The sequence below is a fragment of the Bacillus sp. 05T31 genome (assembly GCF_056396725.1).
Map to the genome: position 1 here is coordinate 1 of NZ_JBFTMA010001266.1, position 575 is coordinate 575.

The 575-nt window shown below is 33.2% G+C and carries 1 pseudogene; it reads left to right on the forward strand.

What is annotated here, in order from left to right:
* Window positions 1–193: 193 nt before the first annotated feature.
* Window positions 194–575 (forward strand): annotated as a pseudogene (locus AC1DJR_RS32825) (DsbA family protein); the annotation flags it as partial.

A 575-nucleotide genomic window follows, 5' to 3' on the forward strand; every position in this document is an offset into this window, starting at 1 on the left:
ATGATGTGCAGCGCTATCTTTCATTAGAAATCTTAACTAATCTTTTTGGGAAGGGTTAGTTTTGAAAAATATAGTAAGGTAACTCAAAAAAGAACAAGRTATAAAAAAGAWGTACKTATATAAACCAAAAAGTTAGCTGAGAATTTTAAGTGATAGCTGGACTGGTTAATAAAAATAAAGGTAGGAGATTTAAATGRAGACRAAACAAGATAAYCTTATWTACGTRTGGGACGCCTATTGTGGATGGTGCTATGGCTTTTCAGAAAGTATTAAAGGATTTTACAAARAMCACACTGRARTGCCGTTAACAGTTTTATGTGGAGGATTATTTTTAGATGATTTACCAATAAAAAATTTCTCATATATAGAAGAGGGGAATAAAAGAATTAATCAACTTACAGGTGCAGAATTTGGTCCTTCATATCAAAAATTGGTGGAAGAAGGGACTTTTAAAATGAATTCGAAAGATGCTGCAATTGGCTTTTCAGCTTTACGCTCATTAGCACCAGACCGTTTGTTAGAATTCACCTCGGCTATGCAAAAAGCGTTTTATTATGAGGGCCAAAGTCTGAGTG